At 70.2% G+C, this 24,924-nt stretch carries 26 protein-coding genes; 8 read left to right on the top strand and 18 right to left on the bottom strand.

Translation table 11 applies throughout. From position 1 onward, the window contains the following. Nucleotides 1-3 precede the first annotated feature (3 nt). From ASC87_RS17020 to ASC87_RS17005, 4 genes are all read right to left on the bottom strand, one after another. Nucleotides 4-420, bottom strand: a complete 417-nt coding sequence (locus tag ASC87_RS17020; RefSeq protein WP_056664502.1) for a YjfI family protein — start codon at nt 418-420, stop codon at nt 4-6. A 93-nt stretch (nt 421-513) separates the two neighbouring features. Next, nucleotides 514-1,269, bottom strand: coding sequence for a CPBP family intramembrane glutamic endopeptidase (locus ASC87_RS17015; protein WP_235582200.1), 756 nt, complete (start codon nt 1,267-1,269; stop codon nt 514-516). A 106-nt stretch (nt 1,270-1,375) separates the two neighbouring features. Next, entirely contained in the window at nt 1,376-1,882 is a 507-nt protein-coding gene (locus ASC87_RS17010; protein WP_056664496.1) for a hypothetical protein, read from the bottom strand. Nucleotides 1,883-1,949: 67 nt separating this feature from the next. Beyond that, a complete protein-coding gene (locus ASC87_RS17005; protein ID WP_157604092.1) occupies nt 1,950-2,123 on the bottom strand; it encodes a hypothetical protein in 174 nt (57 codons plus the stop codon). A gap of 105 nt (nt 2,124-2,228) precedes the next feature. Here ASC87_RS17005 and ASC87_RS17000 point away from each other — a divergent pair, with 105 nt between their 5' ends. Beyond that, nucleotides 2,229-3,131, top strand: coding sequence for a LysR family transcriptional regulator (locus tag ASC87_RS17000; RefSeq protein WP_056664490.1), 903 nt, complete (start codon nt 2,229-2,231; stop codon nt 3,129-3,131). 40 nt (nt 3,132-3,171) lie between these two features. Further along, nucleotides 3,172-3,669 (top strand): VOC family protein, encoded by a 498-nt coding sequence (locus ASC87_RS16995; protein ID WP_056664486.1) that lies wholly within the window; start codon nt 3,172-3,174, stop codon nt 3,667-3,669. 31 nt (nt 3,670-3,700) lie between these two features. On the opposite strand, the gene ASC87_RS16990 is transcribed toward ASC87_RS16995, so the two are convergent. The 3 genes from ASC87_RS16990 to ASC87_RS16980 are packed head-to-tail and all read right to left on the bottom strand — an operon-like array spanning nt 3,701 to nt 9,394. Next, on the bottom strand, nt 3,701-5,068 hold the full coding sequence (locus tag ASC87_RS16990; protein WP_056664483.1) for an efflux transporter outer membrane subunit: 1,368 nt from the start codon (nt 5,066-5,068) through the stop codon (nt 3,701-3,703). After that, a complete protein-coding gene (locus ASC87_RS16985; protein ID WP_056664480.1) occupies nt 5,068-8,199 on the bottom strand; it encodes an efflux RND transporter permease subunit in 3,132 nt (1,043 codons plus the stop codon). The genes ASC87_RS16990 and ASC87_RS16985 overlap by 1 nt, the downstream gene beginning before the upstream one ends. 10 nt (nt 8,200-8,209) lie before the next feature. Beyond that, on the bottom strand, nt 8,210-9,394 hold the full coding sequence (locus tag ASC87_RS16980; RefSeq protein WP_082568688.1) for an efflux RND transporter periplasmic adaptor subunit: 1,185 nt from the start codon (nt 9,392-9,394) through the stop codon (nt 8,210-8,212). 138 nt (nt 9,395-9,532) lie between these two features. Here ASC87_RS16980 and baeS point away from each other — a divergent pair, with 138 nt between their 5' ends. Both baeS and ASC87_RS16970 read left to right on the top strand, forming a co-directional pair. Beyond that, entirely contained in the window at nt 9,533-10,933 is a 1,401-nt protein-coding gene (gene baeS / locus ASC87_RS16975) for a sensor histidine kinase efflux regulator BaeS (protein ID WP_056665058.1), read from the top strand. Next, nucleotides 10,930-11,613 (top strand): winged helix-turn-helix domain-containing protein, encoded by a 684-nt coding sequence (locus ASC87_RS16970; protein ID WP_056664474.1) that lies wholly within the window; start codon nt 10,930-10,932, stop codon nt 11,611-11,613. Before baeS ends, ASC87_RS16970 begins: the two co-directional genes overlap by 4 nt. Nucleotides 11,614-11,633: 20 nt before the next feature. Here the strand turns inward: ASC87_RS16970 and ASC87_RS16965 are convergent, their stop codons facing one another. Further along, nucleotides 11,634-12,401: a sulfite exporter TauE/SafE family protein gene (locus ASC87_RS16965; RefSeq protein WP_056664471.1), complete on the bottom strand. Its 768-nt coding sequence runs from the start codon at nt 12,399-12,401 to the stop codon at nt 11,634-11,636. 96 nt (nt 12,402-12,497) lie between these two features. Between ASC87_RS16965 and ASC87_RS16960 the strand changes: the two genes are divergently transcribed. Continuing rightward, nucleotides 12,498-13,382, top strand: coding sequence for a LysR family transcriptional regulator (locus ASC87_RS16960; protein ID WP_056665055.1), 885 nt, complete (start codon nt 12,498-12,500; stop codon nt 13,380-13,382). A 26-nt stretch (nt 13,383-13,408) separates the two neighbouring features. On the opposite strand, the gene ASC87_RS16955 is transcribed toward ASC87_RS16960, so the two are convergent. The 8 genes from ASC87_RS16955 to ASC87_RS16925 form a co-directional block, all read right to left on the bottom strand. Then, the gene (locus tag ASC87_RS16955; RefSeq protein ID WP_056664468.1) at nt 13,409-13,777 is read right to left on the bottom strand and encodes a response regulator; all 369 of its coding nucleotides are present in this window, start codon (nt 13,775-13,777) and stop codon (nt 13,409-13,411) included. A gap of 35 nt (nt 13,778-13,812) precedes the next feature. Further along, nucleotides 13,813-14,445 carry a response regulator transcription factor gene (locus tag ASC87_RS16950; RefSeq protein WP_056664465.1) on the bottom strand — a complete coding sequence of 211 codons (633 nt, stop codon included), beginning with the start codon at nt 14,443-14,445 and terminating at the stop codon, nt 13,813-13,815. Further along, nucleotides 14,442-15,839, bottom strand: a complete 1,398-nt coding sequence (locus ASC87_RS16945; RefSeq protein ID WP_157604091.1) for a CHASE3 domain-containing protein — start codon at nt 15,837-15,839, stop codon at nt 14,442-14,444. Before ASC87_RS16945 ends, ASC87_RS16950 begins: the two co-directional genes overlap by 4 nt. Nucleotides 15,840-15,998: 159 nt before the next feature. Further along, nucleotides 15,999-16,166 (bottom strand): hypothetical protein, encoded by a 168-nt coding sequence (locus ASC87_RS31935; RefSeq protein ID WP_157604090.1) that lies wholly within the window; start codon nt 16,164-16,166, stop codon nt 15,999-16,001. A gap of 28 nt (nt 16,167-16,194) precedes the next feature. Continuing rightward, the gene (locus tag ASC87_RS16940; RefSeq protein ID WP_056664459.1) at nt 16,195-16,632 is read right to left on the bottom strand and encodes an OsmC family peroxiredoxin; all 438 of its coding nucleotides are present in this window, start codon (nt 16,630-16,632) and stop codon (nt 16,195-16,197) included. A gap of 16 nt (nt 16,633-16,648) precedes the next feature. Next, nucleotides 16,649-17,719 (bottom strand): flavodoxin family protein, encoded by a 1,071-nt coding sequence (locus ASC87_RS16935; protein ID WP_056664456.1) that lies wholly within the window; start codon nt 17,717-17,719, stop codon nt 16,649-16,651. An 80-nt stretch (nt 17,720-17,799) separates the two neighbouring features. After that, complete coding sequence (locus ASC87_RS16930) at nt 17,800-18,936, bottom strand: GGDEF domain-containing protein (RefSeq protein WP_056664453.1); 1,137 nt, start codon at nt 18,934-18,936, stop codon at nt 17,800-17,802. Beyond that, a complete protein-coding gene (locus ASC87_RS16925) occupies nt 18,905-20,101 on the bottom strand; it encodes a GGDEF domain-containing protein (protein ID WP_082568687.1) in 1,197 nt (398 codons plus the stop codon). Before ASC87_RS16925 ends, ASC87_RS16930 begins: the two co-directional genes overlap by 32 nt. A gap of 266 nt (nt 20,102-20,367) precedes the next feature. On the opposite strand from ASC87_RS16925, the gene ASC87_RS16920 reads away from it, so the two are divergent. The 3 genes from ASC87_RS16920 to ASC87_RS16910 all read left to right on the top strand — a co-directional run bounded on the left by ASC87_RS16920 (nt 20,368) and on the right by ASC87_RS16910 (nt 23,086). Further along, nucleotides 20,368-20,910, top strand: a complete 543-nt coding sequence (locus ASC87_RS16920) for a Spy/CpxP family protein refolding chaperone (protein ID WP_056664447.1) — start codon at nt 20,368-20,370, stop codon at nt 20,908-20,910. A gap of 80 nt (nt 20,911-20,990) precedes the next feature. Next, complete coding sequence (locus tag ASC87_RS16915; protein ID WP_056664443.1) at nt 20,991-21,704, top strand: response regulator; 714 nt, start codon at nt 20,991-20,993, stop codon at nt 21,702-21,704. 8 nt (nt 21,705-21,712) lie between these two features. Further along, nucleotides 21,713-23,086, top strand: a complete 1,374-nt coding sequence (locus ASC87_RS16910; protein WP_056664440.1) for a HAMP domain-containing sensor histidine kinase — start codon at nt 21,713-21,715, stop codon at nt 23,084-23,086. On the opposite strand, the gene ASC87_RS16905 is transcribed toward ASC87_RS16910, so the two are convergent. Next, nucleotides 23,087-24,472 carry an MATE family efflux transporter gene (locus ASC87_RS16905; protein ID WP_235582194.1) on the bottom strand — a complete coding sequence of 462 codons (1,386 nt, stop codon included), beginning with the start codon at nt 24,470-24,472 and terminating at the stop codon, nt 23,087-23,089. Then, complete coding sequence (locus ASC87_RS16900) at nt 24,469-24,909, bottom strand: DUF3717 domain-containing protein (RefSeq protein ID WP_056665050.1); 441 nt, start codon at nt 24,907-24,909, stop codon at nt 24,469-24,471. Before ASC87_RS16900 ends, ASC87_RS16905 begins: the two co-directional genes overlap by 4 nt. Between the last annotated feature and the right edge of the window lie 15 nt (nt 24,910-24,924).

Raw genomic sequence — 24,924 nt, 5'->3', positions numbered from 1 at the left:
CGGTCAAGACAGGAATTCGGACAGGGCGTCCAGCGCATCGAGTGCGTTGTCGCTCAACACGGCCACGTCCTGCGCCACCTGTTCGGCAGGGGCGTCGAGCGACAGTGCGCCGGTCAGCACGTAGCGGTCACCGATGCGGCCGAACGCAGACAGCGGCACCGACGGGTTCAGCTCGAGCAGCGTCTGCGCCAGCTCGTTGCGGCGTTCGGGCCGCACCTCGGCGTCGGACCACAGGTAGCACAGGCAGAGGATCTGCGTGTCGGAGCGGGTGATGAAGATGGGCAGCTCGTCACGGCCCTCGATGCTCACCTGCACCACCGGCACCTCGCCCGGAATGGGTTGCAGGTTCACGGACACCGCGCCCATCAGCTGGCCGATGTGGATGTCGACGCCCCGCAGTTGTTCGTGCAGTGGTTTCATGGCCTCCTCGTGCGGACGTGATGCCGCGGCTCCCTTGGCAGGAAGCGTAGGGGGTTCGACATATCATGTCAACAACCCCGGATGGGGGGATCCTCAGCGAGGGGCGTCGCGTGGTCCGGGGGGTGCTGCCAGCATCCGCCACAGCAGGTAGCTGCCTGCGGCCGAGGCCGCCAGCGCCGCGGTCCATGCCCAGGCGGGAGCGCTGAAGGTGGCAGGGGAGTCGACTGTCATCTCCAGGACCGTGATCATCGTGTTGTGCCCCGCGTGAAGGGCGATGCAGGGGATCAGCGAGCGGGTCCGTTCGTACAACCAGCCGAGCACCAGGCCCGACAGGAATGCGCCGATGAACTGGTACACGTTCAGGTGCGCCAGTCCGAAGCACATCGCGGATCCGGCGATGGCCAACGGCCGGGGGTAGCGGGCCAGGAACCCGCGCAGGATCACCCCGCGAAAGAGCATCTCCTCGAGGATCGGCGCCAGGATGCAGACTGCGACGATGGTGGGGAGGTCGTTCGCGGCCATCTGCGCGAAGATCTGCTCCTCCCAGCGCGACATTGGCAGCGCGGCGACGATCCAGTCGTCGATCACGCTGCACCCCAGCACCATCGCGGGGATCAGCATCAGCACCGGCGGCACCAACAGAACGCACGCCGCACGAGCCGGCAGGGTCGTCGCGTGGAAAAGGTCGCGGTAGGTGCCGCCCTTCAAGTGCATCAGCACGGTGAAGACGATGCCATTGCCGAGCAGGCTGGCGAAGACCCAACGCTCGCCCACCGGCAGGGCACGCGAGCCGAAGACGTCGTGCAACGCGGCACTCACCAGATACTCGCAGAGAAACAGCACGAGCACCAAGGCGCCGGCCTGGAGGGCTGAGGGAAAGCGGTCGTCTTTCATGGGGCAGGTGGCAGCGTGCGAAGAGGCGCGCGGCATTCTGCCCGATGCAGGCCGGCGGCCGTCACGCCGGTGATGAACCCTTCGCCAGGCGGGCCACGAGCTTCAGCAGCGTGGGCAGGCGGCGTTTGCCATGCATGGTCCGCAGGCGTGCCTTTGCCGCGCCGAGGTCCACGCCCACGCACGTGACGATCAGCGGGCGGGTCTCTTCCTCGCGGTTCACCTCGCATTGGGCCGGGAGGTCGGGGCGCGAGGTCTTCGAGACACCGATGACCGCGGTGCGGCCGGCCAGCGCGTGGTGCAGGTGCCAGCCGAGGCCGGGGGTGTCCTGCGCGTCGAGGTGGACGAAGCCGTCGATGACGATCAACTCCGGCGCGAGCGCGTGTTCACGCAGCAACTGCAGCACACACGGCAACTCGCGCAGGTCGAGTTCGCCCCGTGGGGCCTTCTCGATGTGGGGAACGCGGGTGATGTACGTGCGGTCCGCCTCCGGGGCATCCCAGGCGTCGAACGCCACGGCGGCGGCCTGGGCGCCCTCGCCATCGAAGTGAACGTCAACCGCCAGTTTCATTCATGCCCCTGTGTGTGGCCCTCCGGTCGGGCTGGGGCATTGTCGTCTGCAATCGTGGCCGGGGACGTCAGACGCCTCCCGGGCCGGCGTTGCGTTGTGCGGCCATGCGCACTTCACGCCGCGCTTCCTGCTGCGGTGTCAGGTGGAACAGGCCATGGTGTGCCGGCGCGGGCGCCTGGGGTGTCGTGGCGGCGACGGGTTGGCGCGGTGCGGCCTGGCGGGTGGGATGAAGGATGTTCATGCTGCCTCCGTGGTTGTCGATGTGATCTTCAAACGGTCCCACACGGAAGTAAAGCGAGTTCAATTGTCAGTTGAATGCAAAAATGTTGCATTGAAAGGATCGACGATGGACATCACGCTCGCCCGCACCTTCCTCGACATCGTGGCCTCCGGCAGCTTCCTGCGTGCGGCCGAGTCGCTGCACGTCACACAGACGGCGGTCAGTGCGCGGGTGCGCACCCTCGAGGACCAGATCGGCGCACGGCTCTTCGTGCGCAACAAGGCCGGGGCCACGCTGACCCCGGCCGGCGAACAGTTCGTGCCCTACGCGTCGATGCTGGTGCAGGTGTGGGAACGCGCGCGGCACCAGGTGGCGGTACCCGCCGGGCGGCGTTCGGTGCTCACCATCGGCTGCGAGGTGAGCCTGTGGGATCCGCTGCTGCTCGACTGGCTGCTGTGGATGCGCACCGAGGCGCCCCACCTCGCCGTGCGCACCGAGGTGGGTTTTCCCGCCGACCTGATCGAGCAGGTGGCTGGCGGCATCCTCGACATCGCCGTGGTGTACGCGCCGCAGCTGCGGCCGGGGTTGCGCATCGAGCTGCTGATCGAGGAGAAGCTCGTGCTGGTCACCACCCGCAAGCGGGGTCGCACCGTCGATCCCAAGGACTATGTGTACGTGGACTGGGGCCCCGACTTCGCTGCACAGCACAGCCTCGCCTTTCCCGAACTGGCGAACCCCGGTGTCATCGCCGGCCTCGGGCCACTCGGCCGCGAGTACATCCTGGCGGCCGGCGGCTCGGGGTACATCCGGCTCGCGGTGGTGCGGGAACACCTCGAGAGCGGCCGGCTGCGCCGCGTGCCGGACGCGCCCGAGTTCCTGTACCCGGCCTACGCCGTGTTCGCCGAAGGCGCGGACGAATCGGTGGTGCGGCCGGCGCTCGACGGCCTGCGCCATGCAGCGCGCCCCGAGCAGGGCGGGTCACCCCCTTCCCGGAAGGGTCTCAAACGCACGGCCGCGCGAGGCGAGTAGCATCAGTGAACCAATGAGTTCACAGTCAAGGAGCACCACCATGCCGATCACCACGAAGATTGTCCCGTGCCTCTGGTTCGACCACCAGGGCGAGGACGCCGCCACGTTCTACACCGGCATCTTTCCGCGCTCGAAGATCACGAAGGTGTCGCGATACCCCGCCGTGGGCCAGGAGATCCATGGCCACGCGCCGGGCGCGGTGCTGACGGTCGAGTTCGAACTCGACGGCCAGCGGTTCACGGCGCTCAACGGCGGTCCGGTGTTCCAGTTCAACGAGGCCGTCTCCCTGCAGATCGAATGCGAGAACCAGGACGAGGTGGATCACTTCTGGAACAAGCTGGGTGCCGGCGGCCCGAAGGAAGCCCAGCAGTGCGGCTGGGTCAAGGACAAGTTCGGGCTGAGCTGGCAGGTGGTGCCCAAGGTCCTCGGGGAACTCATGGCCGACCCCGACCCGAAGAAGGTGGAACGCACTTTCGCCGCGATGCTGGGCATGAAGAAGCTCGACATCGCGGCCTTGAAAAAGGCCCACGGCGGCTGAAACCCGGGCCCCGTCGGCACCGGGCTGGCGTTCAGTCCGCCCCGCCCCCCAGCACCCGGTACAACGCCACGCGGTTCGTCTGTTCGGCCAGCCGCAGCGTGATGGCCGACTGCTGTGCCGCGTACAGCGACCGCTGGCTCACCAGCACGTCGAGCGAGCTGCTGGCGCCGTTCTTGAAGAGGGCGTTCGACAGGTCGTAGGCACGCTGCGAGGCCTCGACCAACGCATCCTGCGCGGCCAGCCGGTCGGCAAGGGTGGCGCGGTCGGCCAGGGCGTCGGCCACGTCGCGGAACGCCGCCTGCACGGTGCGTTCGTAGTTCGCCACTGCCACCTTCAACTGCACCTCGCTCACCTGCACGTTGGCACGGCGCACGCCGGCGTCGAACAGCGGGATGTCGATCTGCGGCACGAGGCTCCACACGCCGGTGCCGCGGCCGAACAGGTCGGAGAGGCTCGAGCTCTGCGTGCCCACCGAGGCGGTGAGCGCGATGCTCGGGAACCGCGTGGCCCGCACCGCGCCCACGTTGGCGTTGGCTGCCCGCAGCTGATGCTCGGCCGCCAGCACGTCGGGCCGGCGCAGCAACACTTCCGACGGCAGGCCCGCGGGCACGCCGACCAGCAGGCTGGCCGCCGCCGTGGTGCCCGCTGCCGGCAACAGCGTGCCAGGCACCGGGGCACCCACCAGCAGGTCGAGGGCGTTGCGGTCCTGGGCGACACGGCTCGTGTACGTACCCACGTCGACCCGCGCGGATTCGACCGTGGTGCGCGCCTGTGCGAGCGCGAGGCCCGATGCGCCACCTAGTTCGCGGGTGCGGCGAACCAGGTCGTACGCCGTTTCCTGGTTGGCCAGCGTGTCGCGCACCAGTTGCAGGCGTTCGGTGTCGGCGGCCAGGGTCAGCCAGGCGGTGGCCACCTCGGCGACGAGGGCGAGCTGCGTGGCGCGGCGGTTCTCCTCCACCGCAAAGAAGTCCTGCAGCGCGGCGTCGCCGAGGTTGCGCACCTTGCCGAAGAAGTCGAACTCGTAGCGGTTCAGCGCGAGGCCCGCGCTGTACTGCGTCGTGGTGGCGTCCGAGCTGGCGCTGTGCTGGCGTGACGCGGCGGCCGAGCCATCGGCCGTGGGGTACACGTCGGCCCGCGCGATGCGGTAGCGCGCACGCGCCTGCTCGATGTTCAACACCGCCACGCGGAGGTCGCGGTTGTTCTGCAGGCTCGACGCGATGACCTGGCGCAGGCGCTCGTCGGCGATGAAGGCTTGCCAGTCGGCCGGCAAGGGCGCGGCGGCGGCCGTGGCGCCGGTCCAGCGGTGGGGCACCGGGGCGGCGGGGCGCTCGTAGGTGGGGGCGAGGTTCACGCAACCGGCCAGGGCGGCCGCGGCAGCGAGGGCGAGGAGCGTGCGCATCACGCGGTGCCCTCGGCCAGCGCGGCCGGCTGGCGGCGCGCGAAGAACTTGCGGATCAGGACGTAGAAGATGGGCACGAAAAAGATCCCGAGGACAGTGGCGGTGAGCATGCCGCCCAGCACGCCGGTGCCGATGGACCGGCGGCTGCCCGCGCCGGCGCCCGTGCTGAAGGCGAGTGGCAAGACGCCGAACATGAAGGCGAGCGACGTCATGAGGATGGGCCGCAGCCGCTGGCGAACGGCCTTCAGCGTGGCGTCGATGAGCCCCATGCCCTGCGCCTGCAGCGACTGCGCGAACTCCACGATCAGGATCGCGTTTTTCGCCGACAGGCCCACGGTGGTGAGCAGGCCGACCTGGAAGTACACGTCGTTCGCCTGGCCCGCGAGCGTGCTGGCTAGCAATGCCCCGAGCACCCCGAGCGGCACGACCAGCATCACCGAAAACGGCACCGACCAGCTCTCATACAGCGCCGCGAGGCACAGGAACACGAAGAGCACCGAGGCGGCGTACAGCATCGGAGCCTGCGAACCGGACAGGCGTTCCTGGTACGAGCGGCCGGCCCACTCGAAACCGACGCCGGGTGGCATCTGCTTCATGATGTCCTCGATGAGGGCCATCGCGGTGCCGGAGCTGACCCCGGGTGCGGGGTCGCCGATGAGCTCGTACGAGGACATGCCGTTGTACCGCGTGAGCTGCGGCGCCCCGAACGCCCACCCGCTGGTGGCGAAGGCCGAGAACGGCACCATGTCGCCGGCGGTGTTGCGCACGAACCAGTCCTTGTAGCTCTCCGGTTCCATGCGGAACGCGGCGTCCCCTTGCATGTAGACCTTCTTGACGCGGCCGCGGTCGATGAAGTCGTTGATGTAGCTGCCGCCCATCGCTGCCGACAGCGTGTCGTTGATGGCCGTGGTGGTCAGGCCCAGCGCGCCGGCGCGGCGGTCGTCGATGCGGATGTTGAACTCCGGTGTGTCGACGAGGTTGTTGTTGCGCACCCGGGACAACTGGGGATGTTCGTTCGCGAGGTCGAGGAACTGGTCTCGCGCGGTGGCCAGCGCGGCCGGGCCGAGGCCGCCCACATCCTGCAACTGCACCGAGAAGCCGGCGTTGGCGCCGAGGCCACGCACTGCCGGGGGCAGCAGGAAGAACACTTGCGCGTCGCGCACCTGCTTCTGGATCTCGCTGGTGAACCGGCGCGCCAGTTCGGCGGCGCCCTGGCCCTGGCCCGTGCGTTCGGACCAGTTCTTCAGCCGGATGAAACCCTGGCCCACGCCCTGGTTGCCGTTCTGGCCACTCACGAGGTTGTAGAACGCCACGTCGTTCTCCTTCGCGAGGTAGGTCTCCAGCTGGTTGAGCACCTGTTGCAGCCGCTCGTTGGTGGCGCCCGCCGGCATGCGGATCTGGACCTGCACCGTGCCCTGGTCTTCCTCGGGCAGGAACGACGTGGGCAGGCGCACGTAGAGGAACCCCGCCACGCCGATCAGCAACGCGTACAGCACCAGGCTGCGGCCGCTGCGTTGCAGCAGCCGGGCCACGCCGTGCTGGTAGCGTTCCGCGTTGCGGTCGAACAGGCGGTTGAAGCCGTTGAAGAAGCGGCCGATGGGGCCGTGGCCGTCGGTGTGGCCCGGCTCGTCACCCACGTGCAGCAGCGTGGCGCACAGCGCGGGTGTGAGCGTCATGGCCACCAGCACCGACAGCACCATGGCCGACACGATGGTGATCGAGAACTGCCGGTAGATCACGCCGGTGGATCCGCCGAAGAAGGCCATCGGGATGAACACGGCCGACAGCACGAGGGCGATGCCGACGAGGGCCCCGGTGATCTCGGTCATCGACTTGCGCGTGGCCTCGAGCGGGGTGAGGCCTTCCTCGGCCATCAGCCGCTCGACGTTCTCGACGACCACGATGGCGTCGTCCACCAGCAGGCCGATGGCGAGCACGAGGCCGAACATGGTCAGCGTGTTGATGGAATAGCCGAACACCGAGAGGATGCCGAACGTGCCGAGCAGCACCACCGGCACCGCGATGGCCGGGATCAGCGTGGCCCGCAGGTTCTGCATGAACAGGTACATGATCAGCACCACGAGCACCATGGCCTCGAGCAGCGTGTGCACCACCCCCTCGATGGACACTTCCACGAACGGCGTGGTGTCGAAGCTGACGGTGGCCTTCATGCCGGGCGGGAAAAACGGCGCCAGTTCGTCGATCTTCTGGCGAACGGCCTTCGCGGTGCCAACGGCGTTGGCGCCGGTGGCCAGGAAGATGGCCATGCCCGACGACGTCTTGCCGCCGAGGCGGGCGCGCGTGGTGTAGCTGTCACTGCCCAGTTCCACGCGGGCCACGTCGCCCACCCGCACCACCGACCCGTCGGCGGCCGATTTGACCACCACGTTGCGGAACTGTTCGGCCGTCTGCAGCTTGCCGCGTGCGGTGACGGTGGCATTGAGCTGCTGGCCGTCGGGTGCGGGCAGGGCGCCCAGCTGGCCGGCGGACACCTCGGTGTTCTGTGCCGTGATGGCCGTGCGCACGTCGGACGGCATCAGCGCGTACTGGTTCAGCTTGGCCGGGTCGAGCCACAGCCGCATCGCGTAGCCGGTGCCCTGGATGTTCACGTCGCCCACGCCGTCCACGCGGCTGATGACGTCCTGCAGGTTGCTGGCGATGTAGTCACCCAGGTCGGTGGCCGACATGCTGCCGTCCTCGGACGTCAGCGACACCACCATCAGCAGGTCGGTGCCCGCCTTCGTGACGGAAACCCCCTGGCTCTGCACCGCCTGCGGCAGCTGCGACATCGCCTGCTGCAGCTTGTTCTGCACCTGCATCTGCGCCACGTCCGGGTTCGTGCCTGCCTCGAACTGCAGGCGCACGTTGGCGGTGCCGGCCGAGTTGCTGGTGGACGACATCGACACCAGCCGGTCCAGGCCCTTCAGGCGCTGCTCGATCACCTGGGTGACCGAGTCCTCGATGGTCTTGGCGGACGCGCCGGTGTAGGTGGCGTTGATGGAGATCGTGGTGGGGGCGATGTCGGGGTACTGCTCCAGCGGCAGCATCCGGATCGCCACCAGCCCGGCGAGCATGATGACGATGGCGATGACCCACGCGAAGATGGGCCGGTCGATGAAAAAGCGGGCCATGGGCGAGACCTCAGCGCTTGGGCGAGGACGGGGCCGAGGCCGCCGACGCCACCGTGGTCGCAGGGGCAGCGCCTGCCGGTACCGGATGCACCGTGGCACCCACGCGCGTGCGCTGCAGGCCGTCCACGATGACCAGGTCGCCGGCGTTCAGCCCGGCCGTCACCTGCCAGCGGTTGCCGATGGCGCGGTCCACCGTGAGCTTGCGGGCCTCCACCTTGTTCCCGGCACCGACCACCCAGGCCGAGGCATCGCCCGACGGCGTGCGCGTGACCCCTTGTTGTGGCACGAGCAGTGCCTGCTCGGCCACGCCTGTCTCCACCCGCGCGCGCACGTACATGCCGGGCATCAGCACGCCGTCCGGGTTGGGCACTTCGCCGCGCAGCGTCACGGCGCCGGTGGCCGGGTTGACCGACACGCCGCCGAACTTCAGCTTGCCCGCGTGCGGGTAGGGCGTGCCGTCTTCCAGCACGACCTTGATGGGGGCTTCGCCGGCACCACGGGACTGCAGCGTGCCGTCCGCGAGTTCGCGCTTCAGGCGCAGCAGTTCGGCGCTTGATTGCACGATGTCCACGTAAAGCGGGTCGAGCTGGCGCACCGTGGTCAGGGCCACGTCCTGGTTGGCGGTGACCAGGGCGCCCGGCGTGACGGTGGACACCTCGATGCGCCCAGCGATGGGTGACACGATGCGCGTGCGTTCGAGGTTGATGCGGGCCGTCTGCAATGCGGCGCGGGCCACCTCCAGGTCGGCCTGCGCCTGCTTGAGTGCGGCGGCGCTGGTGTCGCGCTGCTGCTGGCTGATGGCGTCGATCTTGACGAGTTCGGCGTCGCGTTCGGCCACCGTGCGGGCGGACCCGAGCGTGGCCGAGGCCTTCGAGACCCCCGCCTCGGCGCTGGCCACCGCGGCGCGGTAGGTGGCCGGGTCGATCTCGTAGAGCGCCTGGCCTGCCTTCACGACGGCGCCTTCCTCGAACAGGCGCCGCAACACGATGCCGCCCACCTGGGGCCGGATTTCGGCAACGAGGCGCGCCTTCGTGCGCCCGGGCAGCTCGGAACTGATGGCCTGGGCCTGGGCTTCCACCTTGAACACGCCCACGGTGGCCGCCTTGGGCGGCCCGGCTGGCGGGGTCTGCTTGGAACACGCGGCCAGGCAGGCCAGGAACAGCGGGGCCAGGGCGCGGGAGAATCGTGGGTGCATGGGATGTGGAGGCTGCGAGGCGGTTGCGCCCATCCTGACGGCCAATTGTGGAGAGAGGTTGAAGAACCCTGGGTGCCGTTCCCGCAGGTTGCCAAGGGCCCGGGGATCGGCGCTAATGCGACGCCAATGCCCCCCGCCATGAAGTTCAGCATCTCCACCAAGTTGTTCGCCGCCGTCCTGGCGACGGCACTGCTGGTCGCGCTCGCGATGGGCGTGGCCGCGCACGTCAACCTGAAGCGCGGGTTCCTCGGGTACCTGAACGAGCAGGCAGAACGGCGGCTCGAAGCGGCGGTGCCGAGCCTCACGGCCGGCTACCGCACCAACGGGTCCAGCTGGCAGTACCTGCGGGACCGTCCCGACCTCTGGTACAAGCAGTTGCGGCCGCTCGCGGACGAGGAGGGCCGCGCACTGAATCCGCTCGAACGCCCGCCGGCCACCGTGTCGGAACTCACCGGGGCCACCGTGCGCTTCACGTTGTATGACGAACAGCGCCGCCGGGTGGCCGGTTTTCCGGGCCCTTCGCCGCATGCGGTGGAACGCCCCATCGTGGTGGACGGGCGCACCGTGGGCTGGTTGTCGATGGCCCGGTTCGAGAGCGTCAGTTCGGCCGCCGAGCGCCGGTTCGAGGACGCGCAGTGGCGGTCGCGCTGGCTCGTGGGTGCCGGCGCCATGCTGCTGGCGGCGGCGGTGGCCGTGTGGGTGTCACGCGCGCTGCTCCGGCCTGTGCGGCACGTGGCGGCGGCCACGCACAGGCTGGCCGCTGGCGAGTACGGCACGCGGGTGGAGGTCCAGGCCCGCGACGAGGTGGGGCAGCTCGCCACCGACTTCAACCGCCTGGCCCACACGCTGCAGCGCAACGAGCAGATGCGCCGCGAGTTCATGGCCGACGTCTCGCACGAACTGCGCACGCCGCTCGGCGTGCTGCATGGTGAACTGGAGGCCATCGAGGACGGGGTGCGCACGCTCGACCGCGACTCGGTGCGTTCGTTGCAGGCCGAGGTGGCCACGCTGAACAAGCTGGTGAGCGACCTGTACGACCTGTCGCTCGCGGACGTGGGTGCGCTCACGTACCGCAAGGCCGACGTCGACGTGGCGGAGGTGCTGCGGCTGGCGGCCGGGGCATTCCGCGATCGCCTGGCCCAGCGCGGCGTGACCCTGTCGCTCGCGCTGAACGACCAGCCGCTGATCGCCTTCGGCGACGAGCGCCGCCTGCATCAGCTGTTCAACAACCTGTTCGAGAACTCCTGCCGCTACACCGATGCGGGCGGCACGCTGCAGGTGACGGCGCGCCATGCCGATGGCCGGGTGCACATCGACTTCAACGATTCGGCGCCCGGGGTGGACGTGTCCCACCTCGACCGCCTGTTCGACCGCTTCTACCGCACCGACGCGTCGCGCAACCGCCAGAGCGGCGGCGCGGGCCTGGGCCTGGCCATCTGCCATCGCATCGTCGAGGCGCACGATGGCCACATCGCCGCCAAGGCCTCGCCGCTCGGCGGGCTGTGGATCGCCATCGACTTCCCGCAGGTGTCGCCATGACCAGCCCGGCCGCTGCACGCATCCTCGTGGTGGAGGACGAGCCGAAGATGGCCTCGCTGGTGTGCGATTACCTGCGTGCGGCCGGCCATGAGCCGCAGTGCCTCGCCGACGGCCGGGACGTGGTGCCGGCCTACCGCGAGCACCGCCACGACCTCATCCTGCTCGACCTGATGTTGCCCGGCCGCGGCGGCCTCGACATCTGCCGCGAGTTGCGCACGTTCAGCGACGTGCCCATCGTGATGCTGACCGCGCGGGTGGAGGAGGCCGACCGACTGCTCGGCCTCGACCTCGGCGCTGACGACTACATCTGCAAGACCCCGTTCAGCCCGCGGGAGATCGTGGCCCGCGTGAAGGCGATCCTGCGCCGCAGCCGCCAGGCCGACCAGAAGGACCCGCCGGCCGTGCAGGTCGACGAAGACGGCGTGCGAGCCGCGTACCACGGCACGCCGCTCGACCTCACGCCCATCGAGTTCCGCCTGCTCAAGACGCTGGCGGGTGCCCCGGGCCGCGTGTTCTCGCGCGACCTGCTGCTCGACCGGTTGCACGCCGACCAGCGTGCCGTGACCGACCGCGCCGTGGACACCCACGTCAAGAACCTGCGCCGCAAGCTCGAGGCGGCCGGCGCCGACCCGGAGTGCATCCGGTCCATCTACGGGGTGGGGTACCGGTTCGACGGCTGAAGCGCCGTGTTGCGGCCGGGTCACCGCGCCCAGACGGCGTGCCAGCAGAGATGCACCCCGAGCACCATCAGCGCGGCGAAGAACCCGGTGCGGAACGCGGCCGGTGACAGGCGGGTCCGCAGGCGCCGTCCGAGTTCCATGCCGGCGAGGGCCGGCGGCAGCATCAGCAGTGACAGGCCCGCCTCCGCCCAGCCGGCGTCGCCCCGGGTGCCCAGGCCGATGGCCAGCGCCAGGGTGGACACACTGAACGACAGCCCCATCGCCCGCACCAGGTCGTCGCGCGCGAGCCCGAGCATCTGCAGCCACGGCACGGCGGGCACCACGAACACACCGGTGGCTGCGGTGAGGCCGCCGGTCAGCACCCCGACGGGGGCGGTGAACCAGCGCTCCGCGCGTTCACCCGCATGCAGCGGGCGTCCCGCCAGGCCCCATGCACCGTACGCGATCAGCACCGCGCCGAGGGCCCCCGTGGCCGCCTGTCCTCCGGGCATGCCCCAGGCGGCGAGCCCGCCCCACGTGCCGGCGCACACACCCACCTGCAGCGGGGCCAGCCGCCGCCACAGCGGAACGAGCGTGCGCCACGACCCGGCCTGCCACAGGTTCGTCGCGAGCGACGGCACGATCAGGAAGGCCGCCGCCTGGGCGGGCGGCAGCGGCAGCAGCAGCGCGAGCAGGGCCATCGCCACGGTGGGCAGGCCGAGACCCACGACACCCTTGACCAACCCCGCGGCCAAGAAGACCGCGGCAGTGCCACACAGCAGCAGCGGAGAGAGGGTGTCGGTCGCCATGGGGAGATTGTGCGAACCGGGCGCGGTGACGGGAATGCGGAAGTGGCGAACCCAGCCTCAGGCCCCGCCTGAGGCTGCTTGTGCTACGTTCACCACGTGCGTTTCGATCTGGTCGACCTCCAGCTGTTCCTCCACGTGCACGACGCCGGGTCCATCACCGGCGGCGCCGCGCGGTCGCACCTGACGCTGGCGTCCGCGAGCGAACGCATCCGGGCGCTGGAAGACCGGTTTGGCGCACCGCTGCTGGACCGCCACAGCCGTGGTGTGCGAGTCAACGCCGCGGGCCAGGCGCTGGTGCGCAACGCCCGCGCCGTCCTGGAGGCCTGCGATCGCCTGCAGGCCGAACTCGCCCCCCACGCCGCGCAGCCGGTGCGCCTGTGGGCCAACTCGGCCGCGTGTGGCGAACACCTGCCCGCACTGATCGAGACCTTCCTGTGCGCCTACCCGGCTGATGCGGTGGAGGTGGTCGAGGCGCCCAGCGACAGCATCGGCGACGCCGTGCGGTCGGGCCGGTGCGACGTGGGCGTGGCCGCGGGGTGGTCGGACCTGCACGGGCTCGAGGTGTTCCCGTTCCGCGAGGACCGGCTGGTGCTGGTGGTGGCCGCGGCCGATGCGTTGGCGGAACGCACTTCGGTGCGGCTGCACGCGGTGGCGGCAAGGCCGCTCCTCGGCCTGCCCGCGGCTTCGGCGCTGCAGCAGCACATCGACGACCAGGCGCGCCGCGAAGGGGTGGTGCTGTCCGTGCGCACCCGCGCGCCCACATTCGAGGCCGCGTGCCGCATGGCCGGGCTCGGGCTCGGGGTGGCCATCGTGCCGGAGGCGGCGGCGCAGCGCCACGCGGAGGCCGCCGGCACGCGGTGGATCACCCTCGACCACCCCTGGGCCTTGCGCACGCTGAACGTGTGCGTGCGCGGCGGGGCATCACCGCCGGTGCAGCGTCTCGCGGGCCACGTGCGCGGGGTCACTGCACCACGGCGCTGAACGTCACGGTGCCGGCTGCCGCCGCGTCAGCCGCCGGCGATCACCCGCTCCAGGTCGAGGACGAGCCGGCCGAGGCCGTCGCCCTTGTCGTGGAACGCCAGCACACCGAGGTCGGCGCCACGGCGGCGGTACTCGTCGTGGATCGGCTCGTTGGTCAGCACGAGCGCCTGGCAAGTGAGGCCGGCGTCGCGGACGGCCTGTAGCACCTTGAGGCCATGGCCGGGCGACAGGAACAGGTCGAGCAGCACCAGGTCGGGCGCTTCACGCAGGATGAGTGCCACCGCTTCCGCTTCGCCGCTGGCGGCACCCACGACGGTGAGCCCCGGCACGTTCGCCAGCGTGGACAGCAGCATGCGCTGCAGCACGGGCGAATCTTCGACAACGACGATGTTCATGTTCGGTACGGCCGGGGCAGTGGGCGAGGGGACGTTCACTCCGTCAACCCATGCTGCAGGCAGTACTTCGCCAGCTCGACGTTCGACTTGATGCGCATCTTGGTGAACAGCCGCGTGCGGTACGTGCCCACCGTCTTGACCGACACCCCCATCACCTCGGCCGTCTGGGCTGGCGGGCGGCCGGCCGCGATGGACAGCATCACCCGGTACTCCTGCTCCGACAGCGACTGGTGGGGCAGGGCCTGGTTCGCCCGGCCGCCCAGCAGGTCGACGAGGTGGTCGGCCATCGACGCGGTGACGTAGCGGCGGCCCTGCACGAGCCGCTGCAACGCCTCGACGAGTTCATCGCCGGCGCGGTCCTTCGGCAGGTAGCCGGCCGCGCCCATCTGCAGCAGCCGGGCGGCATAGGCCGATTCGGCGTTGAAGCTGAGCACGAGGATCGGCGAGGCCGGCGCGGCATGGAGCATGGCCGAGATGCCGTCGGTGCCGCTGGCGTCGGGCAGGGCGAGGTCCATCACGATGGCCGTCGGTGCCTGGTCCGCCACGTGCGCCAGCGCTTCGGCCAGCGTGCTGGCCTCGTCGATCACCGCATCGGGCCACGCCCGTTCGATCAGCTGGCGTTCGCCGACCCGCATGATCGGGTGGTCTTCGACGATCAGGAATCTCATGGTGTGGAGGTCTCCAACGGAACCAGGACGGTGACACGGGTGCCGCCGCTCGGCCCCGGCCCGAAATGCAACGTGCCACCGACCAGGGCCGCGCGCTCTCGCATGTTGCGCACGCCGCTGGCGTCGGCCCGGATGTCGTGCGGGCCGCGGCCGTCGTCGTCCACGACGAACCGGTAGCGGGAGCCCTCGACGCCACCCCGCACGGACAGGGTGGTGGCGCCGGCGTGGCGCAGCACGTTGGTGGTGGCCTCCTGCAGGATGCGGAAGATCTGGTTGGCGCGGTCGGCGGGCAGGCGGTGATCGCTGGCGATGTCGATGTCGGTCTCGAGCTTGCCAAGGGCGGCCACGGACTGCACATGGTGGGCCACCGCCGCGCCGAGGCCCAGGTCGTCGAGCATCGGCGGGCGCAGTTCACCGGCGATGCGGCGCGTGGTCTGGATGGCCTCGTCGAGCAGGTCCATCAGCTGCCGCACGGCGGCGCGCGGCAATCCGGGGTGGGACCGCACGAGGTCGGCGGTCACGATCTTCGCGGCGGTGGCGATCTGCCCCAGCTGGTCGTGCACCTCGCGGGACAGCCGCCGCCGCTCTTCCTCGACATGCAGGTCCAATTCGCCGGCGAACGACTGGATGCGGCTCTTGGCCTCCGTCAGGGCCTCGGTGCGTTCCACCACCTCGCGTTCCAGGCGCTCGTTGGCCGTGTGCAAGGCGCGGTCCGCACCGTCGCGCAGGCGCCGCTCGTAATGCAGCATGCCCAGCGCGAGCACCATCAGCAAGGTGCCCCCGGACGCCAGGGCGCCGGAGAGGCGCGTGGTGGCAGCGGTGGCGTCGGCGCTGTCGAGGCTGCGGCGGTCCACGACCGCCAACTGGTACGACTCCAGTGTGTCGAACTGGCTGCGCAGCTCGTCCATCAGCGGCTTGCCCTTGCTGTGTTCGAGCAGCTCCCGTTCGGGCTGGTACCCCCGCGCCCGCCGTTGTGCGACGGCCGCGTCGGCCTGGCCGATGCGTTCGGCGATCAGCCCGTCGACCGTGTCGCGCAAGGCGCGAACGCGGGGGAAGTCGGACGTCTCCAGCGTGCGCTTGAGCAACGGGCGCATGCTGTCGAGCGCCACGCGCGACGTGACGAGCGACTGCAGGAATTCGTCGCGGCCGCTCAGCATGAAACCGCGCTGGCCAGACTCCAGCTCGACCAGCATGCCGAGCGTGCGCTGGGTGAGCAGCAGCGCGTCGAGCGCTTGCTGCCGGCTGGCGGCCGCCGTGGCCATTTCGCGAACCCCTCGGTACCCGGCGTATGCCGTGATGGCATATGCGGTGGCACCGACCGCGATGAACGCGAACGCCAGCGTGGAGAAGCCTCGCCGCCGGGTCAGCTTCCCCGACAAGTCCGTTGATGCCAAAGCCGGTCACCTCCCTGGTGACGCCGCGGATGAGCGTCCGGTGGGCCCCGGCGTACCTCTACGCCAGGGCCTCTTCCGGTCAATGTAGCGATTGACGACTTCGTGTCAATGACACTCATTGCACGATTGGCCCACGGGTATAGGGGGGTGGGTCCTGCCTCACGCCTGCCACTCGCGCAATTCCTCGGCGAGCACCGGGTGGCCGTCGCCTTCGGCGCGGCGGATCAGCGCATCGACGTTGTGCTCGGTGACGAGCTCGTGGCCGATGCCCTTGAGCAGCAACTGGTAGACGTCCTCGACGTCTTGCACGTGCTTGGTTTCGTTCATGGGGGCTCCTGTGGTCGGGGTTTGGGGTTCAGGGTTGCAGCGTGGCCTGCAGCGTGATCTCGGGAACGCTCGCGAGGGCTTTCGACAGCGGGCAGCCCTGCTTGGCGCCGTCGGCGATCTCCTGGAACTTCGCTTCGTCGAGGCCTGGCACCTTCGCCGAGAGCGTGAGCGCGATGCGGTCGATGGCGAACCCGTCGCCCTTCTGGGCCAGGCGGACGCTGGCCCGGGTGTCGACGGTCACGGTGGCGAAGCCCGCCTTGTCACACGCGAACGAGAAGGCCATCGTGAAGCAGGCAGCGTGGGCCGCGGCCAGGATCTCTTCCGGGTTCGTGCCGGTGCGGTCGTCGCCGAACCTGCTGCCGAAACCGTACGGGTACGCCTTCAGCGCCGCGGTCTCGGTGCTGATCTGGCCCTGGCCCTGTTTGCCCTGGCCCTCCCAATGGACGGTGGCGGTTTTTTCGGTCATGGTGGACTCCTGCGGTTCATTTGGGGCGGGGGGTGGTCAACCCTTCGCCGGGTTGGGAAAGCGTGTGCTGGCGCAGCGCACCGATGGCCCGGCTCACCGCCAGCGCCACGTTGCGCACCTCGGCCATGAAGGCGGTGTCGCGGTCCAGGGCGTCATGGCTCGTGGCGTAGGGTTCGTAGTAGCCCACGTAGCGGTCCAGCCTGGCCAGGGCGCCGGCGTCGGCGAGCCCCATCCAGTCGAGCCAGTCGGTCAGGTTGCGGCGGTGGCTCTCCACGCCGGCCACGTCGCCGTGCACCACCACGCCGTAGGTCCGGCCGGCGAGGTGTTTCGGGTAGTCCCAGCCGGCCTCCTCGAGGCGCTTGGCCTCGCCGGGGTGCTTGCCGTGGGTGGTGGTGGGGTCGGGGTTGCCGCCGTCGGCGCACACGAGGCGGTCGATCATCAGCTTCAGCGGGCTCGGCGACTGGTACCAGTACGTGGGCGCCACGATGACCACGCCGTGGGCGGCCACCCAGCGTTCGTAGATCTCGGCCATCCAGTCATCCGCCTGGCCGAGTGCGTGGTTCGGGTAGCAGCTGCACGGCCAGTGGCACAACGGCATCGCGGTGGACACGCAACCCTTGCAGGGGTGGATCTGCAGGCCGAATTCGGAGGTCACCCTGCTCAGGTCGAGCACGTCCACGTCGACGCCTTCGGCGGCTGCAGTGTCCCGCACGGCCTGGGTCATGCGCCACGACTTGGAGATTTCACCCGGACAGGTGCCATCGTTGCGCGCGCTGCCATTGACCAGCAGCAGCCGCGATGGCGTGGCGGGGGTGTCCCACCGGGCCTGCGCGGCGCGCAAGCGGTCGCGTGTGTCGAGCCATTCCAGCGACAGGTCGTAGGAGGGATCTGCGAAATGTTCGCCGGCCTTGCGGGTGCGAGGGGCTTTCCGGCCTTTGTCGTAGGCATCCCAGGCAATGGCTTCCAGCCGTGCGATGGCGTCGTGTTCGCCGTCGAATGCCGGATCGTGGAACCGGCGGCGATACCGTTCGCCGAACGCGTCGCGGGTGAGCGGTTCAGGTGCCTGGCCGGTGCGCACGTGGGTCATGCGGCCAGTATCGGCACGGGGCCCCGCGTGTGCCGTCGGACGGTGGCGCGACGGCGCCCGGGCGCCGTCCTACAGCGGGCTCATCCGGTCCGCGTGCAGTCCCGGCCGTCGTGCTTGGCCCGGTACAGCGCGGCGTCGGCCCGCCTCAGCAGGTCTTCCGTCGATTCCCCGGGGAGGTGGCCGGCCAGGCCGCACGAGAAGGTCACCTGCAGGTCCAGGGCCACGTCGTCCCATCCGCGGGCCCGCAGTGCTTCGCGGAAGCGTTCCACCGGCACGCGCGCGTCGCCGGGGGGCGTGCCGGCCAGCACCAGGAGGAACTCCTCGCCGCCGTAGCGGCCGAAGCGGTCCGTCGTCCGGGCGAGCTGCTTCACCGTGCTCGCAAAGCGCTTCAGCGTGCGGTCGCCGGCCGGGTGGCCCAGCGTGTCGTTGATGGCCTTGAAGTGGTCGAGGTCGAACAGCGCCACCGTCAGCGCCTGGCCGGTGCGATCGGCGTGCTGCTGCTCGCCGGCGAGGATGGCCAGCAGGCTGCGGCGGTTCAGCAGCCCGGTGAGTTCGTCGTGGTGGGCGAGGTGCTGCACCTTGCGGGTCAGTGCGGCCAGTTCGCGGCTGCGGCGTTTCAGCGTGGCGGTCATCGCGCCGTTGAACAGGCCGATCCAGATGCACTGCCAGAGGGTCAGCGACACGAAGGCCCACGACAGCACCTGCTCGACGATGTTGGCGTCGGGGATGCGCACCGTGGTGCCTCCCATGGCCAGCACGAGCCCCGCGCCTACGCAGATCGCCGCGCAGGCCGCGACGGCCCGGCGCGGCGCCACACGCATCGCGAGCGCCGTGAACACGATGAAGAGGATCAGCAGGAACATGAAGCTCAGCTTCGGCATCAGTGCCATGCCGGCCAACTGCAGCACCTGGTGGGGCAGCGACATCGTCATCGGCATGTGCGGATCCTTCGCACCGAGGGTCCAGCCGTTCTGGAACACGACGGTCCAGAACGTGCCGATCAACAGGCCCATCACGGTATAGGCCGCCACCGGCACCCACGGCACCGTGCCGGCCAGCGCGAACAGCGACAGCACCAGCCCGTCGATCAGGTAGCTGTACGAGATGATGCGCACGTTGCGCAACGCGTGCCGGGTGAACGTGGCCTGGCGGTCGCTTTGGAGGCCGCCTGCGGGCGGCGGCGCGTCAGCCGGCGCGTAGGCAGTCGCGGCCTGCATGTTTGGCTCCGTAGAGGGCGTGGTCGGCGCGGCTCAACAATTTCTCGGCGGTGTCGCCGGGCTGCCAGGCCACGAGGCCGGCCGAGAAGGTGACGCGCAGGCCGGGCGAGACCGTGTCCCACTCGGCGGTGGCCACGCCGCCGCGCAGCAGCTCCACGGCGTGGCGCGCGTCGCCGATGACCGTGTCCGGCAGGATCAGCAGGAATTCCTCGCCGCCGTGCCGGCCGAAGGTGTCGGTGGGGCGGCGGTGCGTCTGCACCGCGGTGGCGAACGTCCGCAGCGCATGGTCCCCCACCAGGTGGCCCCGGGTGTCGTTGACGGCCTTGAAGTGGTCGAGGTCCAGCAACGCGACGGCCAGCGGCGAGCCGCCGCGCCCGCTGCGGGCCATCTCGTCGTCCAGCGTGCGCAGCAGGTTGCGCCGGTTGGGCAGGCCGGTGAGTTCGTCGAAGTTCGCTAGCCGTTCGATCTGCGCGAGTGTGTCGGCCATCTGCTGGCTGCGCTGGCGCAGCAGCAAGTTGTGGCCGGTGTTGATCAGGCTCAACAGGACGCAGTGGGCCAGCGTGGCCGCGAAGCAGGCCCACGCGGCCACCTGCTCGGCGGCCGTCGCATGGGGAATCTGCAGTGTGCGGTGGCCGCTCAGGGTGGCGGCGCCGATCAGCACACTCGCGCCGAACCACGCGAGGTTGATCCGGATGCGCGACATCCGGTACGTGGCGCCCAGGAAGATCGTGAACAGGATCAGCACGTACAGGAATGTCATCTCGGGGTAGAGGACGATCCCGGCACCGCAGATCACCATGCCCGCGAACGATTGGGCGTCCGACACGGCCGGGTCGTTCCAGTGCAGCGAGTGGCCGCCGGCGATCATCGCGCAGGCCAGGGAACAGGTGATCCAGCCGGGCAGGACGTACAGCGCCGCGGCGGACCAGTGCACGGTCCCGGTCAGGGCAAACACGGCAAGGAACACGCCGTTGACCAGGTAGCTGCCCGCGATGATCTTCGACTCGCGCAGCCACAGGGTCTGGCGGTGCTGCGCCCGCTCGGCGGACTCGCGCGCGGCCGCGGTCTCTGTCTCCGATGGCGACGGCGGGGCCGCCGCGTCGCGCGGCCGGTCGGGCCAGGGGATCACGTGACCCGTGCGGGGGGCGGGGGTGTCGTGGCTCATGGTGCGGTCCGGTCGCCGGGGGGCCGGACACGGTCAGCCAGATGCGAGAGACGTCGGGTCTCGGAAAGCATGTCGTGCCTCGTGGTGGTCGCGCGGACCGAAAATCATGGGTACGGATGGGTTATCGGCGCTTTCCACGAGGGCTTGAAGATGTCGGCGCGGTGTGATGGCATTCACAGATCTTTACGCCCTGGCCATGGGGTCTTCACGGCCTCCCGCGACCATCACTTCATGGGCGATCGGGCCCGTCTGCAAGGAGAAGCAAGATGATCAAGACACAATCGAACAGCCTCAAGCTGCTGTTCATGGGCATGCTGCTGGCCGTGATGGCAACCGTCGCCATGACCGGCTGGGCCCAGCCGCCGCACGGCGAGGGGCGGGGCGCGCTGCCCATGGGCGGACCAGGCATGTTCCTGATGAGGTCGCCGGAACACATTGATCGCGCGGTGGACCGCATGCTCGACGGCGTGGATGCCACCGACACCCAGCGCAAGCAGGTCAAGGCCATCGCCCAGGCCGCGGCCAAGGATGCGCGGGACCAGATGGCCTCGGGCCGTGAGCTGCACGCGAAGATGCGTGCGCTGCTGGTCGCGCCCACCATCGACGATGCCGCCATCGAAGGCGTGCGCCAGCAGATCGCGCGCCAGCACGACGCCGTGGGCCAGCGCATGACCCAGGCCATCGTCGACGCCGCCAAGGTCCTCACCCCGAAGCAGCGGGAGCAACTGGCCACCCGGTTCGAGAAGCACCGCGGCCACATGCGCGGCCGCGAGCAGGGTGCGCTTCCCTCGACCATCCCGATGACCTGAAATGTGTTCTGATTGACACACGGACCGTGTGTCGTCCGCCCCGGCGCCCTCCGCCGGGGCTTTCCAGTTTGTGTACTGCCATGACCACTCGCCTGCTGTTGATCGATGACGATGCCCGCCTGTCTGCCATGGTGGCCGACTACCTCCGGGGGTCCGGCTACGAGGTGGCGGTGGCCGGCTCGCTGGCCGAGGGCCGCGAGGCGATCGCCACCGGCACGCACGACGCGCTGGTGCTCGACCTGATGCTGCCCGACGGCGACGGCCTCGACCTGTGCCGCGAACTCCGCGGCAACGCGCGCACCCGGCAACTGCCGCTGCTGATGCTGACCGCCCGCGGCGAACCCATGGACCGCATCGTGGGCCTCGAGATGGGGGCCGACGACTACCTCCCGAAGCCGTTCGAACCGCGCGAGCTGCTGGCACGTGTCAAGGCCCTGCTGCGCCGCGCCGCGCCCACGCCGGCGGGTGACGAACTGCTGCGGTTCGGCCGCCTCGAGATCGATCTGGGCGAACGTGCCGCGCGGCTCGACGGCAAGGTGTGCGACCTCACCAGCCACCAGTTCGACCTGCTGGTCGTGATGGCCCAGAGCCCCGGCCGCGTGCTGTCGCGCGACCAGATCATGGACCTGCTCAAGGGCCACCCGATGGAGGCCTTCGACCGCTCCATCGACGTGCACATCTCACGCATCCGCGCCGTCATCGAAGACGACCCGAAGAACCCGCGCCGCGTGCTGACGGTGCGGGGCGCGGGCTACGTGTTCGCCAAGAAGCAAGACGCCGAAAACGGGGCGTGAGCGCCCGCATGCACACCCTCACCCTGCGCATCTACCTCACCGTCGTGGCGGTGCTGGCGCTGTTTGCATTCGCGTCGGGCTGGCTGTTCCAGCGCCACATCGAGGAGGAACGGGTGCAGGTCAACTCGATGCTCGCGGAGCGGGTGTCGGCGTGGGCCGACCTGATCCAACGCTCGTTGCCGGGCGCCGAGGAGCCCCTGGCGGACCAGGCGGCGGCGTTGCGGGCGTGGTCGTACCGACTGAGGTTGCCGCTGGCGCTGGACGACGCGGAGGGCAAACGCATCGCGGCGTCCGATTCATTCGAGCACCGCCAGGCGGACGGGCACGGGCGCGGCCTGGCCATCAGCCTGGACGACGGGCGCACGCTGTGGGTGATGCGCCCCGGCGCGCGGCCGCTGCGGCCGCCTCCCATGGGGGGCAACGAGCCCATGTTCCGCAACGGGGGGCCGCCGCCGCTCGACGTGGGCCGGCAGGGGCCGGATGGTCCGCCGGGCTTCTGGCCGTGGGGCCAGGGCCTGATCGGGCGCGGCGTGGGCCTCGCGGTGGTGCTGCTGCTGCTGTTCGTGGCCGTGGCCGCCGGGGCGTGGCCCGCGGTGCGCCGGCTCACGCGCCGGTTGAAGGCGTTGCAGAACGGGGTCGAGCACTTCGGTGAAGGCAACCTGGGGCACCGGGTCGAGGTGTCCGGCCGCGACGAGGTGGCCGCGGTGGCGGCCAGCTTCAACCAGGCCGCCGGCCGCATCGAGGCGCTGGTGCAGTCGCACCGGTCGCTGCTGGCCAACGCGAGCCACGAGCTGCGCTCGCCGCTTGCGCGCATGAAGATGGCGGTGTCGATGCTCGACGACGCACCGCCCGCACAACGCGAGCGGCTCAAGCGCGAGATCGACACCAACGTGGCCGAACTCGACGCACTGGTCGAGGAGGTGCTGCTTGCGAGCCGGCTCGACGCGGCCCCGCAGATGGGCCAGCGCGAGCCGGTGGAACTGCTGGCGCTGGCCGCCGAGGAGGCCGCCCGCGTGGACGCCGTGGCCGGCGGTGAACCTGCCCCGGTGCTGGGCGACGAGCGCCTGTTGCGCCGTGCGTTGCGCAACCTGCTCGAAAACGCCCGCCGCTACGGCGGGGGCGACGTCAGCGTGACGGTGGGCACCGAGGGGGCTTCGGTCGTGGTGCAGGTGTGCGACCGCGGGCCGGGGGTGCCCGAAGACCAGCGGGCGCGCATCTTCGAGCCGTTCTACCGGTTGCCGGGCCATGCGGAGCAGGCCGGCGGCGTGGGCCTGGGGCTGAGCCTCGTGAAGCAGATCGCCGAGGGGCATGGTGGCCAGGTGCGCTGCCTGCCGCGCGACGGTGGCGGGTGCTGTTTCGAGCTGTCGCTGCCGAAGGCCTGATCAGGCCCCGGCGGGAATCTCGTCGCGCTGCCGCTGGCGCAACACCCATTGGAGGAAGCCGCCCAGCCCGAGCGCGGCGATGGCGAGGCCCAAGGTGGCGGCCGCCCAGAACCCGCGGGCACCGTGCAGCGCCGGCGGCGCGAGACCCAGCGTGTCGAAGCCCAGCACGAACCCGCCGCCGAGCCCCACGCCCCAGATGGCGAACGCATAGATCAGCAGCGGCACCGTGGTGATGCGGTGCGCGCGCAGCACGAACGACGTCAGCGCCTGGCCCGCGTCGGCGATGTGGAACACCGCCACCCACGCGAGCAGCGGCATGGCGGCGGCCACGATGGCGGCGTTGCCGGTGTAGAGGCCCAGCACGCCTTCGCGCGCCGCGTACACGGTGGTGCCCAACCCCGCGGCGATCAACAGCGCGATCAGCAGCCCGTGCCAGCCCAGGCGGCGGGCGTCGGGCAGGTCGGCCGCGCCGATGCGCTGCGCCACCAGCGTGGCCGTGGCATTGCCGAGCGACAGCGGCACCATGAACAACATGGCCACGAGGTTCGATGCGAGCTGGTGGCCCGCCACCGGCGTGGTGCCCATGCGGGCGATGAAAAACGCCATGAACGTGAACCCGGTGACCTCGATCAACACCGACAGCCCCATCGGCACGCCGAGCTTGACCAGCGCCACGAGGCTGGCCCGGTCGGGCGGTGCGATACCGCCCGTGTGCAAGCCGAACGGCGCGTAGAAACCGTCGCGCCGCACGACCCACACCGCCACCGCGAGCTGCCCCCACATCACGAGGGCGGTGGCGATGCCGCAGCCCGTGGCGCCGAGCGCCGGCACGTGCTCGCCCCAGCCGAACACCAGCAGCGCACTCAGCGGCACCTTCAGCGCGAGGCCCACCAGCTGCACCGACATCACGATCTTGGGCCGCGACACGGATGTGTTGAACCCGCGGAACGCGGTGAAGAGGAGCGCGGGTGGCAACGCGAAAGCGAGCGCGGCCAGGTAGCCGTGAACCTTCTCGCCCACCTCGGGAGAGGCCCGGGACAGCGCGAGGAACGGCTGCGGGAACAGCAGGGCCGCACACCCGATGACGGACAGCGCAAGCGCAAGCCATCCCGCCTGGTGCAGTTGCCGGCCGGCGTCGTGCAACTGCTTCGCGCCGAACAGTTGCCCGGCGATGGGCCCCACGGCAAGCACCACGCCCATCAGGCCGATGAACACGGTGATGTAGGCCGCCCCGCCGATGGCCAGCGCGGCCAGGTCGAGCGCCGACGCCCGGGCGACGAGCACCGTGTCCACCGTGCCGAAGGCGAGCACCGCGAGCTGGCCCACGAGCACGGGCCAGGCGAGCGGCAGGATGCGCGCCGCGCTGTGCCGCAGGCCGACGGTCACGCCGGGTTCTCGCGCGAGGTCGCGGGTGAGGGGTCCTCGAGCGCACGTTCGCTGTAGCGGTTGAACCGCCACGCCGTGCCTTCCATCGTGATGCGCCGCCAGGTGGCGCGCTTTTCACCGGGGGTCATCACCGGCCAGTGCTGCACCTCGTCGAACGTGCGGCCGCAGCCCTTGCACAGGTCGTCGCCCTGGCTCGTGGAGCAGATGGCGATGCAGGGCGCGTCGGGCATCGTGGCGTACCACGCGAGCCAGGCGTCGCGGGCGCGCGGGGGCATGGAGTCCTCGTCGCACTCGGTCTCGTGGTAGTACACCAGCAGCGCGTACACCTCGGCCAGCGCAAGCACCTCGCGGCACGCCGTGATGCCGTCGGGCGACGGTTCGCGGTCGCGCCACCAGTTGATGGCGCTTTCGATGTCGGTGATGTGGATGCCGGCCACGGGCACACCTTGCAA

Source organism: Rhizobacter sp. Root1221, from assembly GCF_001425785.1.
In the GTDB taxonomy this organism is placed as follows: domain Bacteria; phylum Pseudomonadota; class Gammaproteobacteria; order Burkholderiales; family Burkholderiaceae_C; genus Rhizobacter.
This window is presented reverse-complemented; position numbering and strand designations above follow the sequence as displayed.

Bases quoted from the DNA above. Each gene is read 5' to 3' on its own strand.
- ASC87_RS17000 (WP_056664490.1), top strand. From the start codon at position 2,229: ATGGACATCACGCTCGCCCGCACCTTCCTCGACATCGTGGCCTCCGGC.
- ASC87_RS16940 (WP_056664459.1), bottom strand. From the start codon at position 16,632: ATGACCGAAAAAACCGCCACCGTCCATTGGGAGGGCCAGGGCAAACAG.
- ASC87_RS16915 (WP_056664443.1), top strand. From the start codon at position 20,991: ATGACCACTCGCCTGCTGTTGATCGATGACGATGCCCGCCTGTCTGCC.
- baeS (WP_056665058.1), top strand. From the start codon at position 9,533: ATGAAGTTCAGCATCTCCACCAAGTTGTTCGCCGCCGTCCTGGCGACG.
- ASC87_RS16930 (WP_056664453.1), bottom strand. From the start codon at position 18,936: ATGCAGGCCGCGACTGCCTACGCGCCGGCTGACGCGCCGCCGCCCGCA.
- ASC87_RS16970 (WP_056664474.1), top strand. From the start codon at position 10,930: ATGACCAGCCCGGCCGCTGCACGCATCCTCGTGGTGGAGGACGAGCCG.
- ASC87_RS16910 (WP_056664440.1), top strand. From the start codon at position 21,713: ATGCACACCCTCACCCTGCGCATCTACCTCACCGTCGTGGCGGTGCTG.
- ASC87_RS16985 (WP_056664480.1), bottom strand. From the start codon at position 8,199: ATGGCCCGCTTTTTCATCGACCGGCCCATCTTCGCGTGGGTCATCGCC.
- ASC87_RS16955 (WP_056664468.1), bottom strand. From the start codon at position 13,777: ATGAACATCGTCGTTGTCGAAGATTCGCCCGTGCTGCAGCGCATGCTG.
- ASC87_RS17005 (WP_157604092.1), bottom strand. From the start codon at position 2,123: ATGAACATCCTTCATCCCACCCGCCAGGCCGCACCGCGCCAACCCGTC.
- ASC87_RS16920 (WP_056664447.1), top strand. From the start codon at position 20,368: ATGATCAAGACACAATCGAACAGCCTCAAGCTGCTGTTCATGGGCATG.
- ASC87_RS16935 (WP_056664456.1), bottom strand. From the start codon at position 17,719: ATGACCCACGTGCGCACCGGCCAGGCACCTGAACCGCTCACCCGCGAC.
- ASC87_RS31935 (WP_157604090.1), bottom strand. From the start codon at position 16,166: ATGAACGAAACCAAGCACGTGCAAGACGTCGAGGACGTCTACCAGTTG.
- ASC87_RS16950 (WP_056664465.1), bottom strand. From the start codon at position 14,445: ATGAGATTCCTGATCGTCGAAGACCACCCGATCATGCGGGTCGGCGAA.
- ASC87_RS16965 (WP_056664471.1), bottom strand. From the start codon at position 12,401: ATGGCGACCGACACCCTCTCTCCGCTGCTGCTGTGTGGCACTGCCGCG.
- ASC87_RS17020 (WP_056664502.1), bottom strand. From the start codon at position 420: ATGAAACCACTGCACGAACAACTGCGGGGCGTCGACATCCACATCGGC.
- ASC87_RS16925 (WP_082568687.1), bottom strand. From the start codon at position 20,101: ATGAGCCACGACACCCCCGCCCCCCGCACGGGTCACGTGATCCCCTGG.
- ASC87_RS16990 (WP_056664483.1), bottom strand. From the start codon at position 5,068: ATGCGCACGCTCCTCGCCCTCGCTGCCGCGGCCGCCCTGGCCGGTTGC.
- ASC87_RS16995 (WP_056664486.1), top strand. From the start codon at position 3,172: ATGCCGATCACCACGAAGATTGTCCCGTGCCTCTGGTTCGACCACCAG.
- ASC87_RS16980 (WP_082568688.1), bottom strand. From the start codon at position 9,394: ATGCACCCACGATTCTCCCGCGCCCTGGCCCCGCTGTTCCTGGCCTGC.
- ASC87_RS17010 (WP_056664496.1), bottom strand. From the start codon at position 1,882: ATGAAACTGGCGGTTGACGTTCACTTCGATGGCGAGGGCGCCCAGGCC.